General features: G+C 58.9%; 20 protein-coding genes. 3 read left to right on the top strand and 17 right to left on the bottom strand.

Annotation, left to right across the window (positions count from 1 at the left end; genetic code table 11):
• Positions 1-26: 26 nt before the first annotated feature.
• The 7 genes from trpA to ASC97_RS20755 all read right to left on the bottom strand — a co-directional run bounded on the left by trpA (position 27) and on the right by ASC97_RS20755 (position 6,589).
• Complete coding sequence (gene trpA, locus ASC97_RS20725; RefSeq protein WP_057470240.1) at positions 27-866, bottom strand: tryptophan synthase subunit alpha; 840 nt, start codon at positions 864-866, stop codon at positions 27-29.
• Between the two features lie 3 nt (positions 867-869).
• Entirely contained in the window at positions 870-2,090 is a 1,221-nt protein-coding gene (gene trpB / locus ASC97_RS20730; protein WP_057470241.1) for a tryptophan synthase subunit beta, read from the bottom strand.
• Positions 2,091-2,092: 2 nt separating this feature from the next.
• Positions 2,093-2,761: a phosphoribosylanthranilate isomerase gene (locus ASC97_RS20735; RefSeq protein ID WP_057470242.1), complete on the bottom strand. Its 669-nt coding sequence runs from the start codon at positions 2,759-2,761 to the stop codon at positions 2,093-2,095.
• A 75-nt stretch (positions 2,762-2,836) separates the two neighbouring features.
• A complete protein-coding gene (locus tag ASC97_RS20740; protein WP_057470243.1) occupies positions 2,837-3,598 on the bottom strand; it encodes a M48 family metallopeptidase in 762 nt (253 codons plus the stop codon).
• A gap of 87 nt (positions 3,599-3,685) precedes the next feature.
• Positions 3,686-4,120 (bottom strand): DUF2852 domain-containing protein, encoded by a 435-nt coding sequence (locus ASC97_RS20745; protein ID WP_057470244.1) that lies wholly within the window; start codon positions 4,118-4,120, stop codon positions 3,686-3,688.
• A 145-nt stretch (positions 4,121-4,265) separates the two neighbouring features.
• Positions 4,266-5,543, bottom strand: coding sequence for a polyhydroxyalkanoate depolymerase (locus ASC97_RS20750; protein ID WP_057470471.1), 1,278 nt, complete (start codon positions 5,541-5,543; stop codon positions 4,266-4,268).
• 203 nt (positions 5,544-5,746) lie between these two features.
• Positions 5,747-6,589, bottom strand: a complete 843-nt coding sequence (locus ASC97_RS20755; RefSeq protein WP_057470245.1) for a fumarylacetoacetate hydrolase family protein — start codon at positions 6,587-6,589, stop codon at positions 5,747-5,749.
• Positions 6,590-6,943: 354 nt separating this feature from the next.
• Between ASC97_RS20755 and ASC97_RS20760 the strand changes: the two genes are divergently transcribed.
• Entirely contained in the window at positions 6,944-7,537 is a 594-nt protein-coding gene (locus ASC97_RS20760) for a nitroreductase family protein (protein WP_057470246.1), read from the top strand.
• Positions 7,538-7,600: 63 nt separating this feature from the next.
• On the opposite strand, the gene gyrB is transcribed toward ASC97_RS20760, so the two are convergent.
• The 5 genes from gyrB to ASC97_RS20785 all read right to left on the bottom strand — a co-directional run bounded on the left by gyrB (position 7,601) and on the right by ASC97_RS20785 (position 12,931).
• A complete protein-coding gene (gene gyrB, locus ASC97_RS20765; RefSeq protein ID WP_057470472.1) occupies positions 7,601-10,036 on the bottom strand; it encodes a DNA topoisomerase (ATP-hydrolyzing) subunit B in 2,436 nt (811 codons plus the stop codon).
• A 133-nt stretch (positions 10,037-10,169) separates the two neighbouring features.
• Complete coding sequence (locus ASC97_RS20770; RefSeq protein ID WP_057470247.1) at positions 10,170-10,547, bottom strand: helix-turn-helix domain-containing protein; 378 nt, start codon at positions 10,545-10,547, stop codon at positions 10,170-10,172.
• Complete coding sequence (locus ASC97_RS20775; RefSeq protein ID WP_057470248.1) at positions 10,544-11,116, bottom strand: Smr/MutS family protein; 573 nt, start codon at positions 11,114-11,116, stop codon at positions 10,544-10,546. Before ASC97_RS20775 ends, ASC97_RS20770 begins: the two co-directional genes overlap by 4 nt.
• Complete coding sequence (gene mltA, locus ASC97_RS20780; protein ID WP_057470249.1) at positions 11,116-12,234, bottom strand: murein transglycosylase A; 1,119 nt, start codon at positions 12,232-12,234, stop codon at positions 11,116-11,118. The genes ASC97_RS20775 and mltA overlap by 1 nt, the downstream gene beginning before the upstream one ends.
• Positions 12,227-12,931 carry a Tim44/TimA family putative adaptor protein gene (locus tag ASC97_RS20785; RefSeq protein ID WP_057470250.1) on the bottom strand — a complete coding sequence of 235 codons (705 nt, stop codon included), beginning with the start codon at positions 12,929-12,931 and terminating at the stop codon, positions 12,227-12,229. Before ASC97_RS20785 ends, mltA begins: the two co-directional genes overlap by 8 nt.
• 127 nt (positions 12,932-13,058) lie before the next feature.
• Here ASC97_RS20785 and ASC97_RS20790 point away from each other — a divergent pair, with 127 nt between their 5' ends.
• Positions 13,059-13,568: an FxsA family protein gene (locus tag ASC97_RS20790; RefSeq protein WP_057470251.1), complete on the top strand. Its 510-nt coding sequence runs from the start codon at positions 13,059-13,061 to the stop codon at positions 13,566-13,568.
• Positions 13,569-13,675: 107 nt separating this feature from the next.
• Positions 13,676-14,152: a protein-export chaperone SecB gene (secB, locus tag ASC97_RS20795; protein WP_037064586.1), complete on the top strand. Its 477-nt coding sequence runs from the start codon at positions 13,676-13,678 to the stop codon at positions 14,150-14,152.
• A 52-nt stretch (positions 14,153-14,204) separates the two neighbouring features.
• Here secB and dnaQ read toward each other — a convergent pair whose 3' ends face one another.
• From dnaQ to ASC97_RS20820, 5 genes are read right to left on the bottom strand one after another with little or no spacing between them, the layout of a single operon-like run.
• Positions 14,205-14,918, bottom strand: a complete 714-nt coding sequence (gene dnaQ, locus ASC97_RS20800; RefSeq protein WP_057470252.1) for a DNA polymerase III subunit epsilon — start codon at positions 14,916-14,918, stop codon at positions 14,205-14,207.
• Complete coding sequence (coaE, locus tag ASC97_RS20805; RefSeq protein WP_057470253.1) at positions 14,911-15,522, bottom strand: dephospho-CoA kinase; 612 nt, start codon at positions 15,520-15,522, stop codon at positions 14,911-14,913. Before coaE ends, dnaQ begins: the two co-directional genes overlap by 8 nt.
• Positions 15,522-16,379: a shikimate dehydrogenase gene (locus ASC97_RS20810; protein ID WP_057470254.1), complete on the bottom strand. Its 858-nt coding sequence runs from the start codon at positions 16,377-16,379 to the stop codon at positions 15,522-15,524. Before ASC97_RS20810 ends, coaE begins: the two co-directional genes overlap by 1 nt.
• The gene (locus tag ASC97_RS20815; protein ID WP_057470255.1) at positions 16,372-16,971 is read right to left on the bottom strand and encodes a Maf-like protein; all 600 of its coding nucleotides are present in this window, start codon (positions 16,969-16,971) and stop codon (positions 16,372-16,374) included. The genes ASC97_RS20810 and ASC97_RS20815 overlap by 8 nt, the downstream gene beginning before the upstream one ends.
• A 32-nt stretch (positions 16,972-17,003) precedes the next feature.
• Entirely contained in the window at positions 17,004-17,825 is an 822-nt protein-coding gene (locus ASC97_RS20820; protein WP_057470256.1) for a pyruvate, water dikinase regulatory protein, read from the bottom strand.
• Positions 17,826-17,990 lie beyond the last annotated feature (165 nt).

The raw sequence follows: 17,990 nt of genomic DNA on the forward strand, positions 1-17,990 counted from the left end.
GATTTACACTTGCCAATGTGGGAAAACTATTCGGCAGCAACAAGGCGCGCCGAACGTGTTCCCGATGACAGCCCGCGAACGAGCGTGGCGACCGCCTGAACGGTATCGGCAGTGGCCTTCCCGTCCTTGGTAAGGCTTGTCGCCACTTGGTTGACGATCGCCGTGCCGACCACGACACCATCTGCTGAGCTGCCGATGACCTTTGCATGATCGGCCGTCTTGACGCCGAAACCGACGCAGACGGGCAGGTTGGTATGCTGCTTGATGCGCTTGACGGCACCCGAGACCAACGACGGATCCGGAAGTGCAGAACCGGTAATGCCGTTCATGGAGACGTAGTAAACGAACCCGGACGTGTTCTTGAGAACCGTCGGAAGACGCTTTTCGTCGGTCGTTGGCGTTGCCAGCCGAATGAAGTTGATGCCTTTGCGGATTGCCGGAATGCACAGCTCGTCATCCATCTCGGGTGGAAGATCGACCACGATCAGGCCGTCGATGCCGGAGGCGAGCGCATCGTCCAGAAACGTCTCGACGCCGTAGATATAGATCGGATTGTAGTATCCCATCATCACGATCGGTGTCCCGTCGTCCGACTTGCGAAACTCTGCAGCAAGCTGCAGCGTCTTCTTGAGGGTCTGCCCAGCTTTCAGCGCGCGCTGTCCCGCCATCTGGATCGCCGGGCCGTCGGCCATGGGATCGGAGAATGGCATGCCGAGTTCGATAATGTCGGAACCAGCTTCCGGCAACGCCTTCATGATGCCGAGCGAGGTATCATAGTCGGGATCGCCACCCATGAAATAGGTGACCAATGCCGGGCGCCCTTCGGCCTTCAGATCGGCAAAACGTTTATCCATACGTGCGGTCATGACTTACACACCCATTCCCAGAATCTTACCGACGGTGAAGATATCCTTGTCGCCTCGACCCGAGAGGTTCATCAAGATGATCTCGTCCTTGCCCATCGTGGGCGCGCGCTTGATGACTTCGGCCAGCGCATGCGACGGTTCCAGTGCCGGAATGATGCCTTCGAGACGCGTCAGCATCTGGAAGGCATCAAGCGCCTCGTGGTCCATGATCGGCACATACTCAACGCGGCCTATATCGTTGAGATACGAATGCTCGGGACCGATGCCGGGATAGTCGAGGCCGGCCGAAATCGAGTGACCTTCCTTGATCTGACCGTCTTCATCCTGCAGCAGATAGGTGCGGTTGCCGTGCAGAACGCCCGGTGAACCGGCGGTGATCGAAGCGCAATGCTCGTCGCCCTGGAGCCCCTTGCCGCCAGCTTCGACGCCGACGATCTTGACGCTCGCGTCGTCGAGGAACGGATGGAAAATGCCGATTGCGTTCGAACCGCCGCCGACGGCAGCTATCACCAGATCAGGCAGACGGCCTTCGGCTTCGAGCATCTGCTGTTTGGCTTCCGTGCCGATGACCGCCTGGAAATCACGAACCATTTCCGGATAGGGGTGCGGGCCGGCGGCCGTGCCGATCAGATAGTAGGTGTCGTCGACGTTCGTGACCCAGTCGCGCAGCGCCTCGTTCATCGCATCCTTGAGGGTCCCGTGGCCAGCCGTGACAGGCTTCACTTCGGCACCCAGGAGCTTCATGCGGAATACGTTCGGCGCCTGGCGCTCGACGTCGGTGGCGCCCATATAGACAACGCAGGGAAGGCCAAAGCGAGCGGCAACCGTTGCGGACGCGACGCCATGCTGGCCAGCGCCGGTTTCGGCGATGATACGGGTCTTGCCCATACGCTTGGCAAGCAGGATCTGGCCGATGCAGTTGTTGATCTTGTGCGAACCGGTGTGGTTCAATTCTTCGCGCTTAAAGTAGATTTTCGCGCCGCCAAGTTCCGCCGTCAGGCGTTCGGCGAAATAGAGCGGGCTCGGGCGACCGATATAGTGGGTGCCGAGATGCTTCAATTGCGCCTGGAATTCAGGATCGCCTTTTGCGTTGTCCCATTCAGCCTGAAGCTCCAGGATAAGGGGCATCAACGTTTCCGCCACGAAGCGGCCGCCGTAGATCCCGAAACGGCCATCCTCATCGGGGCCTGAACGGAAGGAATTCGGTTTTGGCGTCTCGTTCAATTTCAACTCCCTGTGGCCGGCTCGGGCTGGCAAGCCTGTTCGACCGCATCGAAAAACTCATCGATCATCGCGACGCTCTTCACGCCGGGGGCGCTTTCGACACCCGAGGACGCGTCGATCCCCGGTGCCCTGGTGACGGCGAGCGCCTCGGCAATGTTGCCTTTGTTCAAGCCACCGGAAAGCATGTAATCCACATTGCCGTCAAGCCAAGTGAGCAGGCTCCAATCGAACGAAACGCCGTTGCCACCCGGCAACTCGGATCCCTTCGGGGGCTTGGCGTCGAAGAGGAAACGATCGGCGATGCCGACATATGCTTCCACGCGCTTCAGATCATCGGCGGTGCGAACGGAAAGCGCCTTGATGACAGGCAGACCGTAGACCGCTTTTATGGTCAAAACACGCTCGGGACTTTCCTCGCCATGAAGCTGCAGGACATCCGGCTTGAGCAGCGCCACGATTTCATCGAGGTCGTCGTTGGTCGGATTGACGACAACGGCGACAATCTTGGCCTTACCGCGCGCCGGCTCGGCCAATCTGCCGGCGATATCTGGCTCGATGTAACGCGGGCTCTTTTCGAAGAAGATGAATCCGATATGGGTCGCTCCGCGTTTCAGCGCGCGATCAATCGCTTCTGCCGTCTTCAGGCCGCAGATTTTGATATCCGGTTTCATGGCAGCGAAGTGACACGAAAAGCGCTTGGAGTCGAGCCAATTTGCAATGGAGACTTAATTTTGAGCGTCTCTTGCTTACTCGAAATCGATGGCGTGCAGTAGACTGCCGTGCCGTTTCAGCCATGCCTTTGCCTCCTGCATGTCTGGGCAAAGCGTCTCGCATAGCGCCCAGAAGCGCGGCCCATGGTTCATTTCCCTGAGATGCGCGACCTCATGGGCCGCCAGGTAGTCGACGACGGACGGCGGCGCCATGACGATACGCCAGGAAAAACTCAGGTTTCCTTCCGAGGAGCACGAACCCCAACGGCTGCGCGTATCCTTCATCGAGATCGAATTGATGGATGCATTGATGGCGCGGGCATGAAATCTGGCCAATCTCTCGAGATCGGCGCGGGCTTCCTTCTTGAGAAATGCTGCAACGCGGCGGCCTAGATGTTCCGGCATGCCACTGACCTTGAGGACGGGCTTGCCGTCGATGACCGTGGCCTCGGTCAGACCGCGCAGGCTGCCTGTGTGATGGATTCTATGCGAAACTCCGCGAAAGAGGACCGTACCGCCCTCGCGCAGACCCGCATCGGTCGAGAATTTCGCAAGCTTGGTCAGGAGCCAGCCCTGATGTCGTTCGAGGAACGCATTCACTTCCCTCTGCGCCAGCCCGCTTGGTATCGTCATCTTCAGCGCCCGCCCGCCGGGTTCGATGCGTAGCGTGATGCGGGTTGCGCGTTCGTGCTGCTTGATGGTGAGCGGCATCGGCCGGCCAGCAACGTCAAGCGTCCGCGTCTCGGGCGGAGCCGGCTTCCGGAGGCTGCGGCGTGGCTTGGACAAAAGCGGGAACATGGGCATTTTCTATATGATTCGCGCGAACTCCGGCAATGAAAAGCCGGCATCAGCGATGCCGGCGTTGTTTCTTCCTTGTCAAGAACCTCACGGCGTCTGGTATTCGGCCACCGGGCCATTGTCGTCGCGCTTGGCATTCTTGCGATCGCGCATGAAGCGATCAAACTCTTCCTGATCCTTGGCGCGGCGAAGTTCGCGGACGTAGGTATCGAATTCTTCGCGCATCTCATTGAGCCTGCGCCGTTCTTCCTCGAGCCGATCAAGCTCGGCCTTGCGCCAATCGTCGAACGCGACATTGCCGGTGTTGAAATGAGGGCGATATCGACCATTGGAACGTCGGCAGCCGGCGAAGAATCCATCGGCGGCGGCGTTGGCGTCGCGCTTGAAGCCGCGCAAACGCTCCCCGAAAATGATGTAGGCGAGCATGGCTAGACCGAGAGGCCAGAAAACCACGAAGCCGAGGATCATCAGGGCAATGGTAGCCGGAGTCCAATCCGGGCGAAGCAATGCTGACTGGTTCATCGTGCGGGTATCCTCGCATTTCCGCGCCGGCGGAATGCCGAACGCTGCAAATCGATGTGGTTACCGCGCCGAGCGGCTTCAAGGCGGTCCACAGTCAAATCGGACAAGGCCTTGAAGTGCAATCAATAATTCAGAACGCCCTAGATCAGACCGACTTCCCGCCCTTTATGACCCGCTTGACAGGAGGTTTTCCGGAGCGGGCGTGCTCCTGCACGAAGTTGACGATGCGGGGAGCAATTTCACGACGGAACCGCGAGCCGTTGAAAACGCCGTAGTGTCCGACGTCGGGCTGAAGGTAGTGCATGCGCATGGTCTCGGGGATATTCACGCAGATCGTCTGCGCCGCCTTCGTCTGACCGACACCGGAGATATCGTCATTCTCACCCTCGACCGTCAGCAGCGCGACATTGCGGATGGCAGCCGGATCGACGCGGTTGCCACGATGCATGAGTTCGCCCTTGGGAAGGGAATGCTTGATGAATACCTGGTCCACGGTCTGCAGATAGAATTCGGCCGTGAGATCCATAACGGCGAGATACTCATCGTAAAAATCGCGGTGCTTTTCGGCCGGCTCACCGTCGTTCTTCACCAGATGCATGAAAAACTCTTTATGCGCGATGACGTGCCTGTCGAGGTTCATCGACATGAAACCGGAAAGTTGCAGGAAGCCGGGATAGACGGGGCGCATGAAGCCCGGCTGTGGCCACGGCACGTTCATGATAACGTTATCGGCGAACCATTGCAGCGGCTTGTCCTTGGCAAGCTGGTTGACGGCGGTGGGATTGATGCGCGTATCGATCGGTCCGCCCATCAAGGTCATCGATGCCGGCGACAGCGGATCATTGGCCGCTTCCATAACTGCGGCGGCTGCCAGAACAGGCACGGAGGGCTGACAGACGGCGACGACATGCGTGTCGGGTCCGAGGAAGTGCAGCATTTCGATGATGTAATCAACATAATCATCGAAATCGAAGGTGCCTTCGGTCATCGGCACCATTCGGGCGTCGATCCAGTCGGTGATGTAGATGTCGGCACTCGGCAGAAGCGCCTCGACGGTGCCTCGCAGGAGCGTCGCATAGTGACCGGACATCGGCGCAACGATCAGAATTCGAGGATCGGACCCATGACCGCCTGGAACGCCGCGGGCAAAATGCAGCAGATTGCAGAATGGCCGAGACCAAACGACCTCTTCCCGCACGGCAATCTTTCTATCACCGATGACGGTCTCGTTCAAACCGAAGGACGGCTTTCCGTAGCGGCGCGTCGTCCGTTCGAACATCTCCAGACTAGCGGCCATCGTGCGGCCCCAGGGTGTCTGCGATATTGGATTGAGCGGGTTCGCATAGGCCAAGCGCATAATATCAGCGATGGCCCGGTAGGGTGCCATTGCAGCATGGTTCAATTCATAAAGTTGATAAAACATGAGATGCGCCACCTTTCTCTGATCTGGAAGCTGAGCCGATTGAAGTCCCGGCATCTTTCCAACGACGTGCTAGCATCTCAACGCAGACTAACAGGTTTTTGTTGCGCGGCAACATGGCCATTTGCGGCGCAAAAAGAAATGCCGGGGATGTGATCCCCGGCATTAGCGTGCGCCTTTATTGCTTAACGTTCGGCAAAAAGATCCTAGCGATCGGCCAGAAATGTCTGCTTCTGGCTGCCGAGGCCTTCGATACCGAGTTCGACGACATCGCCGGCCTTGAGAAAACGCTGCGGCGTCATTCCCATACCGACCCCCGGAGGCGTCCCCGTTGAGATGACATCTCCCGGATGGAGCGACATAAACTGGCTGAGATAGGAAACGACGAAGGCCACGCCATAGACCATTGTCCTCGACGAGCCGTTCTGCATGGTCTCGCCGTTGACCTTAAGCCACATGCCAAGGTTCTGGGGATCGTCGATCTCATCCTTCGTGACCAGCCACGGGCCGATCGGGCCAAATGTGTCGCATGACTTGCCCTTGGTCCACTGTCCGGACCGCTCGGTCTGGAACGCCCGCTCGGATACGTCGTGGGAGACGCAATATCCGGCGACGTAGTCGAGCGCGTCCGCCTCGCTGACATATTTCGCCGTCTTGCCGATGACGACGCCGAGTTCCACTTCCCAGTCTGTCTTTTCAGAGCCGCGCGGAATCAGAACATCGTCGTTCGGCCCCACGATGGCCGAGGTGGCCTTCATGAAGATCACGGGCTCCGGCGGTACGGTTGCGCCCGTTTCGGCAGCGTGGTCAGAAAAATTGAGGCCGATGCAGATGAACTTGCCCGTTCCAGCAACACAAGCGCCGATGCGGCTCGGTGCGAGTTCCGGCAAGCTACCCGGATCCAGCGCCTGGATCCTTGCAAGTCCCTCCGGAGAAATCGCCTCACCGCCGATATCGGACAAATGGGCCGACAGATCGCGGATCTTGCCGGCTTGATCGAGCAAGGCCGGCTTTTCGCGGCCCGGCTCCCCAATACGCATGAGCTTCATCGAATTTTCTCCTCAGCCTGGTTGCACTTTTTGTCACCTATGAACGAAATATTCAGGGGTGTCATTACGGCTTTTGGCACAAGCGGTACTGGTTTTCAGAAAACGAACCTTGCTCCGCAAAAAGGACCGGCCGTCCCGTCAAGCCGGAATTCAACCCTGTCACGCACTGGCTTGCCAACCGCGTCTATTGAAGCCTAAGACTATGACGCAGAGAAGGTGTGCCATGCCCATTCCACCCGCACCGTACACACGACATGCGCAATCAGGTGTCTGGTCGTTGCGTATCATCTGAAGCGTTTCGCATTTCGCGAAGACCTCGACATCACCTGGAATCCCCAACACCCCGGAAGACCCATGACAAAGAGCAACAGCCGCGAATCCCAATTCTCGATCGATCCGATATTTCTGGATCGCTGGTCACCTCGCGCCTTCACAGGCGAAGTAATCTCGGAATCAGACTTGCTGACAATACTGGACGCCGCCCACTGGGCGCCTTCAGCGTCAAACCAGCAGCCCTGGCGCTTCATCTACGCGCTCCAGGGGGCTGCCGACTGGGACAAATTCGTGGGCCTGCTGGTCGAATCCAACCAGGAGTGGGCAAAGAACGCCTCTGCCCTGATCTTCGTGGTCTCGCGGGATTTCAACGGCGACTTTTCCGAAGGGCGCAAGAGCTATACGCATTCGTTCGACGCTGGAGCGGCCTGGGGACATCTTGCCATGCAGGCCAAGCTCTCCGGCTTCTACGCGCATGGCATGGGTGGGATCAAGCACGATCAAATCCGGGAGACCTTCGCCATACCCGAGGGATATCGTGTCGAAGCCGGTGTCGCGGTCGGCCGCCTGGCGGACAAGAGCGTCCTTCCCGAGCGCTACCGGGAACGTGAGTTTCCGAGCCAGCGCAAGCCACTGTCCGACGTCGCCTTTAAAGGCAAATTTATCGCCAACTAGGCTTTCAGCGTCCAGATTCCCGCAAGGTCTTCGGCCTGCGGGGATCCGGGAATGCGTGATGCTTCAAATGTCAAGGTTCGCAACATTCAGTGCATTGTCCTGAATGAACTCACGCCGCGGCTCGACTTCATCGCCCATAAGGCGCGCGAACAAGCCATCGGCATCCGTGGCATCCGGAACCTTTACCTGCAACAGCGACCTGACGTTCGGATCGAGCGTCGTTTCCCAAAGCTGTTCGGCGTTCATCTCGCCGAGGCCCTTGTACCGCTGCATCGTCAAGCCCTTGCGGCCACTTGCAAAGATCGCATCGAGAAGCGCCCTGGCTCCAGAGATTTCCAGTGCGCCCTCACGCCGGGTCAACGACGGCGGCGTCTGATAGATTTCCTTCAGGCGCAATGACAGTTGATCGATAAGGCGAGCATCCTGGGATCCGATCAGGGCCATGTCGAGCACCACAACTTCCTTGACGCCTCGAACCATGCGCTCAAGGCGAAGACCGCCCTCGCTTGTCAGGCTACCTTCCCAGCCGCGTTCCGTTTCCTCCGCGATGATATCCAAACGCCTTGCGACTTCGCCGACCAATTGTTCGGCGCGCGTACGATCGCTGATGGCTTCGGCATTCAAAGCACCGGCAATTGCCGCCTGCTCGACAGCGGAACGATTGTAGCGAGAATGCAGATTGTCGAGGAGCGCACGAAGTCGCAATGCGTCGACAATCACCTCACGCAGATCCTGGCCGACGCGCACTTCACCCGTGCCGAGCGTCAGCGCAGCGTCATCGAGACCCTGGCTGATCAGATACTCTTCAAGCGCTTTTTCGTCCTTCAGGTACTGGATCGATTTGCCGCGCGACACCTTGTAGAGCGGCGGCTGGGCGATATAGAGGTGGCCGCGCTCGATCAGTTCGGGCATCTGCCGGAAGAAGAACGTCAGCAGCAGCGTGCGAATGTGGGCGCCGTCGACATCGGCGTCCGTCATGATGATAATCTTGTGGTAGCGCAGCTTATCGGCATTGAACTCGTCTTTGCCGATGCCCGTACCGAGGGCCGTGATCAGCGTGCCGATTTCCTGGCTCGACAGCATCTTATCGAAGCGCGCGCGCTCGACGTTGAGGATTTTGCCGCGCAGCGGCAGAATCGCCTGGTTTTCGCGCGAACGCCCCTGCTTGGCCGAACCGCCCGCCGAATCGCCCTCGACGAGGAAGACTTCGGACTTGGACGGGTCGCGCTCCGAGCAGTCGGCGAGCTTGCCCGGAAGCGAAGCGATGTCGAGAGCGCCCTTCCGGCGTGTCAGCTCGCGCGCCTTGCGCGCGGCTTCGCGGGCAGCGGCAGCTTCGACCACCTTGCCCACCAATACCTTGGCTTCGGTCGGATGTTCTTCCAGCCAGGTGCTGAGCGCCTCGCTGACGAGATTTTCCACGACCGGGCGAACCTCGGAAGAAACCAGCTTGTCCTTCGTCTGCGAGGAGAACTTCGGATCAGGCACCTTAACGGAAAGCACGGCCGTCAGGCCTTCGCGGCAGTCGTCGCCGGTCAGCGAGACTTTTTCCCTCTTGGTAATCCCCGAGGTATCCGCATAGGAGGTGATCTGGCGCGTCAGGGCCGCGCGGAAGCCCGCCATATGCGTGCCCCCGTCGCGCTGAGGAATGTTGTTGGTGAAGCACAGCACATTCTCGTGATAGCTGTCGTTCCACCACATCGCCACCTCGACGGTGATGCCGTCCTTCTCTCCGTGGATGGCGACGGGCTTGTCGACAAGCGGCTTCTTGGCACGATCGAGGTAGGACACAAAGGCTTCCAACCCGCCGTCGTAGAGCAGCTCTTCCTGTCTTACGTCCGAATGCCTCTTGTCGGTCAACACGATCCGCACACCCGAGTTCAGGAAGGCGAGTTCGCGCAAGCGATGCTCCAGCGTTCCGAAGTCGAACTCAATCATCGTGAAGGTGCCGGAGCTTGGCATGAAGCTCACTTCCGTGCCGGTTTCTCCCCCGGAATCGCCGATCACCTTCAGAGGTGCATCCGCCACGCCGTGGGTAAAGCTCATCTCATGGATCTTGCCCTGACGCCGGATTTTGAGCTTCAGCCAGACGGACAGCGCATTGACGACCGAAACGCCGACGCCGTGCAGACCGCCCGATACTTTGTAGGAGTTCTGGTCGAACTTACCGCCGGCATGGAGCTGGGTCATGATCACTTCGGCTGCCGAAACGCCTTCGCCGGTATGAATATCGGTGGGAATGCCGCGGCCGTTGTCAGTCACCGTTACCGAACCATCCGGGTTCAGCGTGACGGTAACGATATCGGCGTGGCCGGCGAGTGCTTCGTCGATGGCGTTGTCGACCACTTCGTAGACCATGTGATGAAGGCCGGAGCCATCGTCGGTATCGCCGATATACATGCCCGGGCGTTTACGCACGGCATCGAGGCCTTTCAGAACCTTGATGGAGTCTGCGCCATATTCGGTACTAACGCCGTTTTCCGTCGCGGGTGTATCGGTCATATTGTCGAGAATTTCCCTGTTGTCAGAGCCATGGCGAGCCTTGCGAATCACCGGCTATATTCACCTCAGAATATAGGATTTTTAGTCAGAGTTCCCAATGCCGCCGCCCTCTGCGAGAGCATAAAACAGGGGATTATGACCGTTTTCCGTCCGCTTTGTCGGCGTTTTCCAGAACCTCGGAGAGTTTTGCCAAAGTGGTCTCGTCCAGATCCCGGATGCACCCCGCCAGACGGTTGGCAAAGGTGGTGTATTCGGCGGCCAAGCCCGACGTATCGATGACAATCCGCGGGTCGGAAAAGCGCGCGAGAAGGAACAATTCCTCCGCCTCGTCCCAGATGATGTTGAAGTAGCCGGCAATGCGCTGAAGCAGATCGAAGGTCGGCAGTCCCCGTTTGCCGTGCTCAAGCGCCGAGAGGTAGGCGGGAGAGACGTGGAGTGCGGCCGCCATGTCTTTTTGCGACACACCCTTTCGCTGCCTTAGCCGGCGGATGGCTTCGCCGAACGGTGTCATGACTTGTCGCCGGGCCGGCGCGAGAGCCGGATATACAAGGCTCCCTCCCCGCCATGGTGCTGCGCGGCCGTCTCGTAGGACGAGATGAGATAGCGAAATTCCGACTTCGAGAACCACAGGGGGACGGCGCGTTTCAGCGCTCCCTCGCTCCCCAGCGAGCTGCCCTTCCCCGTTATGACGAGAACGTGCCGCATGCCGCGCTCATGGGCGCGGAGCAAAAATTCCAGCAGCATGATATGGGCTTCGCTCTGGACGAGTCCATGCAGGTCAATGCGGGCCTCAAGTGCGAGCCGACCCTTGGCGATCTTGCGTTTGACCGGGCGCTCGAAGGGATGGTGCGTACCGGAAGGCATTTTGGGGGCTGGGGCGCGCACCTGCAGCCCGCCGTCCTCGTCCCGCTTGATGACGTCATTTTCTTTTTCAACTCCGCCGGCGACGCTTTCGGCTTCGATCAGAAACATGTCGAGTTCGCTCAGCGCATCCTGCTTCCCAGGCATAGGCCGCGTGCTGCGTGCCACCTTGCCCCAAAGAATTCGCTCGTCGGTGCTGAGCTTCCGGTCCTTGGCCATCAAGCGAACCTCGCTGCGGCTTTGATTGGGACCAGAATGACGAAATCGGCATCATGGCGCACCGTGCCCGCCAACTCGCCGGCCTCGTCACCCGAGCCGGTGAATATATCGCCGCGCGCGGGACCGACGATCGCCGAGCCGGTGTCCAGCGCCAGCATCAGCCGTTGGAACGGCTTTCCTCCATCGAGATGAACGAGATTTTCGGAGCGAATGAAGAAGGGAAAGCCGAAGGTATGGATCATGCGATCGACCGCGAGTGAGCGACCCGCCATCAGCGGCACTTTCGCCGCGGCGACCGGCCCGGCACGGGCGTCGCCGAAAGGTACTTCACGAAAGAAGATGTAGGACCTGTTGTGCCACAACACCTCATCGACGCGATCCGGATGTGCGTCCAACCAACGCCGAATGGACTGCATCGAGATATCGGCACGATCGATCTCGCCTCGATCGATCAGCAGCTTGCCGATCGCCGAAAACGGATGCCCGGCCTTGGCGGCATAGGTAATGCGACCCAATCGGCCGTCCCTGTAGCGCAACCGGGCCGCACCCTGCACATGGACGAAGAAGACATCGACCTTGGATTTCGCCCACGCGATCTCCAGTCCTCGGCCGTTCAGCGCGCCCCGATCGATATCCCGGCGGTCGGGATAATGGCCGATCCCCTCGGTTCTCTGCAGGCCGAAAACATAACTCGGATCGAGCGACTGAGGACGATTGGCGTCGTCCAGATCGATCAGATCCTTGGGACGGCGGTAGAAGGGAAAGCGGTATTCCTGGTCAGGCGTCGCCGCAACTGCAATTTCCGGCTCATAGAATGCGGTAACGAAACCCGGATTTCCGTCGGTACGACGGATACGGAACGGTCGACAATGCGTCTCGAAGAATGCGCGTGCGCTAGAGGCAGACACCGGACTGAAGTCGCGGGCGGCCGTCAGCATGTCATGAAGATCATCGGTGCTCAGCCCGAGTGATCCCGTCCTGTAGGGCTTTGCGTTTTCGAGATGGCATCGGCAAGCCTCCATCGTTTCAAAAAGGCCGGAGGGATTCTCATCCGTCCAGCCTTCCAACTCATCGAAGCTTATCGCTTGAAGGGCAAAGCCCAGGGTATCGTCACTCATGTTCCGATTCGGTAGCCACGAGTTTCCAGTTCGGATCGCGGGAGCGCGTATCGCGGGCAAATGTCCAGAGATCGTTGACCTCCGCCACATTTTCTGCGTCCCCGTCGACCAGCTTGTCGTCCTTGTCGTAGGTCGCCGAGATCAGCTGGCTGAGAATGCGCACGGTGATCTGCGCTTCGCTGCCCTTTACCTCAACATTCTTGATTTCCGCCTTCTCGATGCCGACGAAGGTTGACTTGACCTTCTCGCCCTTGGCCTCGCGATCTGCGATTGCAGCATCGAAGCCATCGTAGACTTCGCGCGACAGCAGGTTCTTGAGCGTCTTGCGATCGCCGTCGGCAAACGCCATCACGATCATCTCGTAGGCCATACGCGCGCCGTTGACGAACTCCTTCGGATTGAACGAGGCATCCGCCTTGTTCATCTCGCGAAGCGAATTGTTCAAAGGCGTGCCGGCGGGAGCAAAGGCATCGATAGCCGCGAAGCGATCTTCTTCCTCGACTGCAACATCGCGCCGCGGCAGCGTAACCACCTTGCCGGCATCCGGCGTTTCTGGACCAGCGGCATCGCGCGGCGTATAAAGATCGCGCGGGGGCTTCTCATTCCCCGTTCGACGACCAAGCACGCTGCGAAGCTGAAGAAAAATCAGCACCGCCGCCACGAGAAAAAACAATGTGATGAAGTCGTTTGAACCCATATCCCGCCGCAACCGCCTTTAACTTCCCTGATTTGTATACCCATATAGTCTGCATAGACAGATGATTCAAATGGGTCAGTGAAAGCGGCCCATGTTAACGGAGTCCGGTCAACACCGGAAAGATACAATGCGTCTCACAATGCTGCCTGGCTTCCTGTTGCTGATGCCTCTCGCCGAGATCGCCGGGTTTGTACTCGTCGGCAAGGCGATCGGGCTCTGGGCGACGCTCGCGCTTGTGATGCTGAGCTTCATCGTCGGATTGATGCTGCTCCGACGGCAGGGCATCGGCATCCTGCGTCGCATGTCCGCAGACGGCCAATCCGGCGCATTGCCCGGTCGCGAACTTCTGCGTCCCGCCATGTTGGTCATTGCCTCGCTGTTGCTGATCATTCCGGGCTTCATAACCGACATCATCGCCCTGCTTATCTTCATTCCTGCTGTGCGCGATCTTGCATGGCGATACGTCAGCAGCCGCTTTGTGGTCGTTGGGAACACCAGGGCGTCGGCGCGACCTGCCTCCGGCGGTACCGGCTCCAACGTCGTCGACCTCGATGAAGACGATTACCGGCGCGACGCCGGCACTCAGTCTCCGTGGTCCGGAAAACACTTGGGTGCGGGAAAACACTTGGGTGAATGACGCGTCGAACGCGTTCTCTGGCCCATATGGGCCACGTGGCCCAGGGTTGTAACGACATCTGCGAAATGATAGATGCGGCACGATCCAAATTCCTCGAGGAAAAGCCAATGGCCAGCGAAGACAACAACAACGGTGCGACAAGCCCAAGCCTTACTATCCTTGCGCAGTACACGAAGGATCTCTCCTTCGAAAATCCGGGTGCCCCGCGTTCTCTGCAAGCCCGCGACAAGGCTCCGGCCATCAATATAAACGTCAACGTCAACGCCAATCCGCTGTCCGACACGGATTTCGATGTCGTTCTGTCGCTCACCGCCGAAGCCAAGGATGGCGACAAAACGGTGTTCCAGGCCGAACTGGTTTACGGTGGCGTCTTCCGGATCGCGGGTTTCCCGCAGGAGCACATGCTTCCGGTTCTCTTCATAGAGTGCCCGCGCATGCTCTTCCCGTTCGCGCGCCAGATCATCGCCGATGTCACACGCAATGGCGGCTTCCCGCCGCTGATGATCGATCCGATCGACTTCTCGCAGATGTTCGCGCAGCGCGTCGCCGAGGAGCAGGCCCGCGCCAAGGTTCAAACGAACTGATCAGTTCTTCTCGAATACAATGAGATGCCCGGGTCATACGTCCCGGGCATTTCTAGTTTGGGCGATCGTATTTTGCCCAGATCCCTTTTTGGCCGAGTTTGGAGATCAGTGCATCGTGCGCCTGTTCTTCCAACTCGCTGAGACGTGGCGCCAGCGGGCGCGGCCGTTCGAGCGCCACCAACACGATATCCAGAGCTTCGTTATTCTGCCGTGAGGCACCGTTGTTCTGAGAGGTTCCGAGACCAAGAGCAGTCTGACGGCCACCGATCATCTCGATATAGACTTCGGCAAGCAATTCGGAGTCGAGCAGCGCACCGTGTTTCGTGCGGTGAGAATTGTCGATCCCATAGCGGCGGCAGAGAGCATCGAGCGAATTCGGTCCCATCGGATTCTTGCGCCGCGCCAGCGATAGCGTATCGGTCACGCGCTCGGGCAGAATTGACGGCAGGCCGATGCGGGCGAGCTCGGAATTGATGAAACCCATATCGAACGTGGCATTGTGGGCGATCCACTTGCCGTCGCCGAAGAATTCCAGAATCTCCTGCGCGACGTCAGCGAACGGGCGCTTATCCTTCAAAAATTCATCGGTTATGCCGTGCACCGCCAGTGCGTCCGGATGAACCTTCTGGTCACCCGGGCTGATATAGATATGCAGCGTCCTGCCGGTCGGGAAGTGGTTGAAAAGCTCGATGCCCCCGATCTCGATGATGCGATCGATGCGGTTGTCCAGGCCTGTGGTTTCCGTATCGAAGATGATTTCACGCATTCAGGAATTCTCCGCCGGCAAGTCGCCGCTTCAGGTCCGACACGATCTCAGCGACACGCTGCCTCGCCGCGTCGATGCTATGTCCGGTATCAATCACATAATCGGCCCGCGCGCGCTTTTCGGCATCCGGTGTCTGACGCGCGAGAATCATGTTGAATTTTTCTTCCGTCATGTTCGGTCGCGCAAGCACCCGCTGCCGCTGAATCTGTGGATCGCAGCTTGCTACGACGATCGCGTCCACCCTTTTTTCCGCGCCGCTTTCGAAAAGCAGCGGAATGTCGAGGATGACCATCATCGTACCCTTCGCGCGTTCGCGCTCGATGAATTCGGCCTCACGCTGTCGGACGAGTGGGTGGACGATCGATTCAAGCTGCTTGAAACCGTCGGATCTCAAGGCGAGCTGTCGGGCAAGTTCGCGTCGATCCACCGCGCCATCTTTCAAGGTTCCAGGAAAGACGGCATCGACCAACGGTGCTGCCTCACCCGAATAGAGGTCGTGAACCACTGCATCGGCGTCGTTCACAGGGAGGCCCGCTTCGGCAAACAGCTTTGCCATCGTCGACTTGCCCATTCCGATGGAGCCGGTGAGTCCGATGCGCAGCATCAATGGTGTTCCATATCGGCGACGATCAATGAACGAAGATCCTGGGTAACGACGGGTCGTTGTCCAAACCATTTCTCGAAGCCTGGCACCGCCTGGTGCAGAAGCATGCCAAGACCGTCGACCGTTGCAAAGCCCTGTTCTTCCGCCTGCGCCAAAATCGGCGTCTTCAACGGAACATATACGATATCGGTCACAACCGCGTTCGGCAACAATGGAGAGAAGTCGATGCGTGGGGCTTCCTCCCCGTCCATGCCGAGCGACGTGGTGTTAACGAAAAGACCGGCGTCTTTCATGACGTCGGTGAGCTCGCCCATAGGATGAGCCTGGACTGCCGCGCCGAAGCGATCGGCCAATTCCCTTGCCCGACCGATCGTTCGATTGACCAGATGGATTTCCTTGAACCCGCGGTCCCGCACCGCCTGGACGACCGCGCGGCTGGCGCCGCCCGCTCCGAGGATAACCGCGGAACGCGCCTTGTCCCAGCCGGGGTGGCGTTCGTCGAGATTTGCTGTGAACCCTCGCCCGTCGGTATTCGTCGCCTTGAGCCTGCCACCCTCCATCCAGAGCGTGTTCGAAGCGCCGAGTTCTTCCGACAATTCGTCCGGTTGATCCGCAAGCCCGAACGCCATCTCTTTGTGAGGAATCGTGACGTTTCCGCCGACGAAGCCGGATTCACCCGCCTTCAATGCTTGAATGAAAGCCGGAAAATCGTCCGGCTTCACCTCGTGAGGCCGGTAGGTTCCGCGCAAACCGAGCGTCCTCAGCCAGTAGCAGTGGATGAGAGGGGAGCGGGAATGCTTGACGGGAAAGCCCGTGACGAAGGCCGTCGGCGCAAATGTTTCACGTGAATCATCCATCGATCGCACCGAGTTCTCTCAATTTAGCCAAAAGCGGCAGCATGGGCAGTCCCAGTATAGTGAAATAATCGCCATCGATTTTCGAAAACAACTGCAGCCCTTCCCCCTCAAGCTGATAGGCGCCGACACTGCTCAGTGCTCGCTCTCCGACGCGCTTGAGATGGCGCTCGATAAAGTCGACGGTGAGCGTACGCATCGTCAGCTCGGCGTGCGACACATGTTCCCAGATTATGTCGCCGTTGTAGGCGAGTGCGACGGCACTGTTCAGCCGATGAGTCCTTCCAGAAAGCTGCGCAAGGTGGTTCGCGGCATCGTCCATGTTCCGGGGTTTGTGAAAGGTCTGCTCCGAGAGCGACATGGTTTGGTCTGAACCGATGACCAACGCGTCGGTGAAGCGGTCGCTCACGTCCCTGGCTTTCGCCTTGGCAAGGACAAGTGCGACAGCATCGGGTGTGGCACCCTCCCGCTCCAGCGGTGCTTCGATCAACCGCTCGTCGACCTTGGCGGGATGGGCCTCGAAGGAGAGACCGGCATTTTGCATCAGCATGCGACGAAACGGGCTGGAGGATGCGAGAATGAGCTTGGGGTTCATGTTTGGCCTCGGCACGAAAGATGCTGCAGCGCTTAGCGCAGCTTCGGGCGGAGAGCAACGATCGCCGCCGCCGTCTCCTCGATGGAACGCCTGGTGACGTCGATCAACGGCCAATTGTGGCGCGCACAGAGAGACCGCGCATACTTGAGTTCCTCCGATATTGCTGCCCGATCAGTATAGTCTCCACGATCAAAACCGGGCGTGGCGCCGAGAACCCGGTTTTCACGCACCTGCGAAATCCGGTCGGTCGTGGCGATCAGGCATACGATCAGCGGTTTCGTTGCCGTGAACAGACTGTCGGGAAGCGGGACGCCGTAAACGACCGGAATGTTTGCCGTCTTGATGCCACGGTTGGCCAGGTAGATGCTCGTCGGAGTCTTCGATGTGCGGCTGATGCCGATGATGACGACATCGGCGTCGTTGTAGTCGTCGGGCATCTGACCGTCGTCGTGGTCCATCGTGAAATTTAGGGCCTCGATGCGCGCGAAGTAGCCGGCATTCATGACATGCTGTGCGCCGACCCGGCGACGCGATGGCGCGCCCAGATAGATCTGGAATGCATTGATCACGGGCTCCAGCACATTGACCGACGCGACGCCCATCTGGGTACAGCGCTCGTTGATGAGCGTCGCGAGTTCCCGATCGACAATCGTGTAGAGAACGATGCCAGGTTCGCTGTCGATCGCCTGCAGCACGCTCAGGAGCTGCTTTCGATTTCGAATAAGGGGATAGACATGTTCGATGGATTGCGCGGACTTGAATTGTGCCGAGGCCGCGCGACCGGCGGAGATCAGAGTCTCGCCCGTTGAGTCAGAAATCAGATGCAGATGGAAGAAGTTCGTCCTGTTCTCCACGTTATTTTCCGCTGCCTGTTGAAAACACTGGATGACGGAGAGCTACGAGACCGGCGGTGGGTAAGGCAAGGGAAAACGTGCCTGGTTTTCCACATTTCGAGTTTTTGGGATCGCATCCGCACGAGGCTGTGGCTTCTGTGGATAGCGGCTCTCATGCCGGACAAT

Source organism: Rhizobium sp. Root1203 (assembly GCF_001424945.1).
Classification (GTDB): Bacteria; Pseudomonadota; Alphaproteobacteria; order Rhizobiales; family Rhizobiaceae; genus Rhizobium.

Coding starts and splice junctions, on each gene's coding strand:
- ASC97_RS20775 (WP_057470248.1), bottom strand. CDS start 11,116: ATGGCCAAGGACCGGAAGCTCAGCACCGACGAGCGAATTCTTTGGGGC.
- ASC97_RS20745 (WP_057470244.1), bottom strand. CDS start 4,120: ATGAACCAGTCAGCATTGCTTCGCCCGGATTGGACTCCGGCTACCATT.
- ASC97_RS20785 (WP_057470250.1), bottom strand. CDS start 12,931: ATGGGTTCAAACGACTTCATCACATTGTTTTTTCTCGTGGCGGCGGTG.
- trpA (WP_057470240.1), bottom strand. CDS start 866: ATGACCGCACGTATGGATAAACGTTTTGCCGATCTGAAGGCCGAAGGG.
- ASC97_RS20735 (WP_057470242.1), bottom strand. CDS start 2,761: ATGAAACCGGATATCAAAATCTGCGGCCTGAAGACGGCAGAAGCGATT.
- secB (WP_037064586.1), top strand. CDS start 13,676: ATGGCCAGCGAAGACAACAACAACGGTGCGACAAGCCCAAGCCTTACT.
- gyrB (WP_057470472.1), bottom strand. CDS start 10,036: ATGACCGATACACCCGCGACGGAAAACGGCGTTAGTACCGAATATGGC.
- ASC97_RS20770 (WP_057470247.1), bottom strand. CDS start 10,547: ATGACACCGTTCGGCGAAGCCATCCGCCGGCTAAGGCAGCGAAAGGGT.
- mltA (WP_057470249.1), bottom strand. CDS start 12,234: ATGAGTGACGATACCCTGGGCTTTGCCCTTCAAGCGATAAGCTTCGAT.
- ASC97_RS20750 (WP_057470471.1), bottom strand. CDS start 5,543: ATGTTTTATCAACTTTATGAATTGAACCATGCTGCAATGGCACCCTAC.
- ASC97_RS20810 (WP_057470254.1), bottom strand. CDS start 16,379: ATGGATGATTCACGTGAAACATTTGCGCCGACGGCCTTCGTCACGGGC.
- ASC97_RS20815 (WP_057470255.1), bottom strand. CDS start 16,971: ATGAACCCCAAGCTCATTCTCGCATCCTCCAGCCCGTTTCGTCGCATG.
- ASC97_RS20755 (WP_057470245.1), bottom strand. CDS start 6,589: ATGAAGCTCATGCGTATTGGGGAGCCGGGCCGCGAAAAGCCGGCCTTG.
- ASC97_RS20740 (WP_057470243.1), bottom strand. CDS start 3,598: ATGTTCCCGCTTTTGTCCAAGCCACGCCGCAGCCTCCGGAAGCCGGCT.
- coaE (WP_057470253.1), bottom strand. CDS start 15,522: ATGCTGCGCATCGGACTCACCGGCTCCATCGGAATGGGCAAGTCGACG.
- ASC97_RS20760 (WP_057470246.1), top strand. CDS start 6,944: ATGACAAAGAGCAACAGCCGCGAATCCCAATTCTCGATCGATCCGATA.
- dnaQ (WP_057470252.1), bottom strand. CDS start 14,918: ATGCGTGAAATCATCTTCGATACGGAAACCACAGGCCTGGACAACCGC.
- ASC97_RS20790 (WP_057470251.1), top strand. CDS start 13,059: ATGCGTCTCACAATGCTGCCTGGCTTCCTGTTGCTGATGCCTCTCGCC.